The organism is Tepidiforma sp. (assembly GCF_026419595.1).
GTDB lineage: Bacteria > Chloroflexota > Dehalococcoidia > Tepidiformales > Tepidiformaceae > Tepidiforma.
Genome location: NZ_JANZZD010000084.1, coordinates 1 through 839, shown reverse-complemented (window position 1 = coordinate 839; position 839 = coordinate 1). Strand labels below are relative to the sequence as shown.

Sequence of the window (839 nt, the reverse complement as noted above, 5' to 3'; positions counted from 1 at the left end):
GAGTTAGGGGGGTAGAGCGCTGAAAGGGATCAGGGGGCTTAGCGGCCTACCGAACCCTATCAAACTGCGAATACCCTAACTTAGAGCATGGCAGTCAGAGTATGTGGGATAAGCTTCATACTCGAGAGGGAAAGAGCCCGGACCGACAGCTAAGGTCTCGAAGTTTATGCTAAGTGTGAAGAAAGGATGTGGGGGTGCGGAGACAGCCAGGAGGTTGGCTTAGAAGCAGCCATCCTTTAAAGAGTGCGTAATAGCTCACTGGTCGAGCATCCTTGCGCCGAAAATGTAAGGGGCTAAGCATAACACCGAAGCTTCGGAACCCGAAAGGGTTGGTAGGGGAGCGATGTGTAGAGCGGTGAAGGTAAGCTGAGAGGCTTACTGGAGCGTGCACATGTGAGAATGCCGGCATGAGTAGCGATAAAGGAGGTGAGAATCCTCCTCGCCGTAAGTCCAAGGGTTCCCTGGCAAGGCCAATCCGCCGGGGGTTAGCCGGGGCCTAAGGTGTACCCGAGAGGGGAAGCCGATGGGAAGCGGGTTTATATTCCTGCGCCACCGTTATAGCGATTGAGTGATGGGGTGACCCAGGAGGGTATGCTAGCGTAGAGATGGTATTCTACGTGTCTGCATGTAGGCGAAGAGGCAGGTAGGCAAATCCGCCTGCTGAGCTGAGGTGTGGACGGAGTGCATCTACGGGTGCATGAAGTAGCAGAGCCCACACTGGCGAGAAAAACCTCTAAGCGAGTTATAGCGGTGCCCGTACTGGAAACGGACACACGTGGACGAGGTGAAAAACCTAAGGCGCTCGGGAGAATGCCTGCTAAGGAACTCGGCAAAATAGC

1 rRNA gene is annotated in these 839 nt (G+C 54.7%); it reads left to right on the top strand.

What is annotated here, in order from left to right:
* Positions 1 to 839: ribosomal RNA gene (locus N2041_RS14455) — 23S ribosomal RNA — on the top strand; the annotation flags it as partial.